Annotated in this window: 4 protein-coding genes; 2 read left to right on the top strand and 2 right to left on the bottom strand. The window is 67.5% G+C overall.

Features of this window, described 5'->3' with window-relative positions; genetic code table 11:
* Positions 1 to 616 precede the first annotated feature (616 nt).
* Entirely contained in the window at positions 617 to 817 is a 201-nt protein-coding gene (locus VFE05_18005; protein ID HET6231972.1) for a transposase, read from the top strand.
* Between the two features lie 266 nt (positions 818 to 1,083).
* Here VFE05_18005 and VFE05_18000 read toward each other — a convergent pair whose 3' ends face one another.
* A complete protein-coding gene (locus tag VFE05_18000) occupies positions 1,084 to 1,425 on the bottom strand; it encodes an ATP-binding protein (GenBank protein ID HET6231971.1) in 342 nt (113 codons plus the stop codon).
* Positions 1,426 to 1,441: 16 nt separating this feature from the next.
* Between VFE05_18000 and VFE05_17995 the strand changes: the two genes are divergently transcribed.
* Positions 1,442 to 1,897, top strand: a complete 456-nt coding sequence (locus VFE05_17995) for a hypothetical protein (GenBank protein HET6231970.1) — start codon at positions 1,442 to 1,444, stop codon at positions 1,895 to 1,897.
* Here VFE05_17995 and VFE05_17990 read toward each other — a convergent pair.
* Positions 1,849 to 2,859: DDE-type integrase/transposase/recombinase (locus tag VFE05_17990; GenBank protein HET6231969.1), on the bottom strand; the 1,011-nt coding region annotated here is incomplete at its 5' end. The two genes, VFE05_17995 and VFE05_17990, sit on opposite strands and share 49 nt — an antisense overlap.

The raw sequence follows: 2,859 nt of genomic DNA, 5'->3' as shown, positions 1-2,859 counted from the left end.
CCACCATCTGGAACAGCTCCAGCGGAGTGTCGTTTCGCCCGAGCATCGCTCTACGCAGAAGAGGAGTTCACCAGTAGATTCGCTCCCTCAATCTACCGCTTCACACCCTGAGGCGCAGCGTTTTTCAACAGACTTCTAGATCGGGACGACCGCGCAGCGCCGGCGCGGCCGCCCAGGAAACCACGAGGCGTGCGATGGACACCTGTCCCGAGAGCTGCGGGTACGCGGGCGTAGCGCTCTGGACCGTGGTGCTGCTGCAAATGCATCTGTTCACGGCGTTGGGCCTTCAACTGAGCCGCAGCAGCGTACGTCGGCTCGTACATGCGATGGGCTACGCCTGGCGCCGGCCGCGGCACGTCCTGCCGAAGGACCCGGAGACGGACAGCAAGATGCGGCATATCTGCAGCACACTGCTTACGGCTCCCGCGCACGCCGTGGTGCTGTGCCTGGACGAGTGCGACATCCACCTGATGCCCGTACAGCGGGCGATGTGGATGCAGCGCGACCGGCAGGCGGACGTTGCCACACCCGGGCAGAACCGTAAGCGCGGCATCTTCGGGGCGATGGAGCTTGAAACGGGCGCGCTCCACTACGCGATCACGCTCCGCAGAAGGCGGTGGACTTCATCGCGTTCCTGGAGAAGCTGGCGAGTGCTTACCCCGACCGGCCGCTGTACCTGGTGCTGGACAACGCGAGCATCCACCACGCGAAGCTCGTCCGGGAGTGGCTGAAGGAGCACCCTCGGGTACATCTGCTCTTTCTACCGGCCTACAGCGGACACCGCTACAACCCGATCGATAAGGTCTGCTGTACCTGAAGCAGCGGGTCGCAGCCAATCGACTGCACGGCAGCATCGACGCCCTCGTGGACGCTGTCCACGGATACTTCACCTCCCGCACGCCTGAGCAGACGCTCAAGTTGGCTGCCTGAAAGTCGACAAAAGTTTTGAGCACCTACTTAGACGAAGAAGGCGTTCAAGTCAGCTGGGATTCGCTACGGCCAGAAGCAGGTGTGGGTTCTCTGAAATCTGACGCGGTTTCTCTCTAAACTCTGGCGTGCCAGGGGGGAGCTACGCTGCGTCAATCATGGCGTCTTGCGTGAGATCCTCTTTGTGGTTGCGGGTTCGGCAGGATCGGCCGCGAGCACGTAGTGGGTGCCGCGCTCCAGGAGGCGGTCGAGGATGGCCTCAGCGAGATCGGGATCATGCAGCACCTGCCCGAGCGCCGCCAGAGGCTTGTTGGTGGTGACGAGGGTGGAGCGGCGCTTGAGGTGTCGGATGCCGACGACGCGGAAGAGCACGTTGGCGGCGTCGGCGGCGTAGCTCTGGTAGCCGAGCTCGTCGATGACGAGGACGTGCGGGTGGACGTAGGGCCCCAGCGCCTCCTCCGGGCGCCCGGTGAGTGCGACGTAGGAGAGAGCGCCGATCAGCTCGTCGGCGGAGGTGAAGCGGGCCTCGAAACCGTTCTGGATGGGCGCGGTACGCGACGGCGACGCCCCGGTGCGTCTTTCCGCGTCCGGGCGGGCCGGAGAAGAGGGCGGATCGGCCCTCGGTGACGAGCTCGGGGCCCAGCAGGGTGCCCAGCATCTGCATGCGGATCGAGGTCTGGAAGGTGAAGTCGAATTCCTCGACGGTTCGGAGGTACGGCAAGCGCGCCCTGCGCACGGAGCGGGTGATGCGGGTCTGGGCGCGGTGGGCGATCTCCTCGGCCGCGAGCGTCTCAAGGAAGTCGCGGTAGCTCATCCCTTCCGCCTCGGCGCGCAGGGCGAGTTCGGCATGGAGGCGGCGGATGGTGGGCAGGTGGAGCCGCTTGAGCATGGCGTCCAGGTCTCCCGTGCCGGCGGCGGCGCTCACGAGGCCACCTCCGCGGCGATGCGCACGACGTACTCGGCGCCGTAGAGGCGCTGGAAGAGCGCACGCTGCAGGAGGCGGAGGAAGAGCGCCTCACCGACCTCCTCCGGCAGCGCGAAGAGCCGCTCCACGTCGGCCTTCCAGGTGTGGGGGCGGGCGTGGATCAGCTCGGTGAGGTAGCCTTCGCCGACGGGGCCCAGCTCCAGGATGCGCTCGCGCATGAAGTACAGGCGCTTGCGGGCGCCAGCCACTGCCGCCAGTTGCTCGGCGCGCTGGCCGGCGAGATAGCTGGTCCTGCCGCGCGGGGAAGCGCGGATGGGTCTGCTCGAAGCGGCCGCCGGCAGTCGTGATCCGCACGCGGTCGGAGTAGAGGTGCAGCGTGGCCGGGTTGCCGCACGCACCCGCCGGCCATGGCGTAGCGGATACCCTGGAACTCCACCATCGCGGTGGGCCCCACCTGGACGGGAAAGCGCAGGGCGTACTCGTCTGGAGCGACGTCGAGGCAGCTTCATGCGCTGCCGCTCCGCCGCCAGGCGCTCGGCGGGAATGACGCCGGTGGCGCGCCAGGGGCGCTGCTCGTTGCCCTCCGTGAGCCACTCCACCAGTTGGCGCGGCAGGTCGTGCTCTAGGTCGGCGAAACGGCGGGCGCGGAAGAAGCTCTTCTTCACCCAGCCGACCAGGTTCTCCACCGCGCCCTTCTGCTCAGGGCTCCGGGGCGTGCACAGCTCGATGGTGAAGCCGTAGTCGATGGCCGCCTGCGCCAGCGTCGGGTTCCACCGCGGACGGCCGTTCTCGTTGCGCCCGAGGACCACCGTCTTCGGGTTGTCAAAGACGACGCGCAGCGGCACGCCGCCCGAAGCCTCGAAGCAGGCGAGCAGCGCGCGCACCAGCGATTCCACGCGCTCGTCGGGCACGACCACCACCCACACCCAGCGCGAATGCTTCAGCCGGTACGCGGCGAGGTGGATGCGCTTCGTCCGCCCGTCCAGCAGGCGCACGTCCGCGACTCC

This window comes from Longimicrobiaceae bacterium, assembly GCA_035696245.1.
Lineage (GTDB): Bacteria > Gemmatimonadota > Gemmatimonadetes > Longimicrobiales > Longimicrobiaceae > DASRQW01.
The sequence above is the reverse complement of the archived record's forward strand: the minus strand, read 5'-3'. Positions and strand labels throughout refer to the sequence as shown.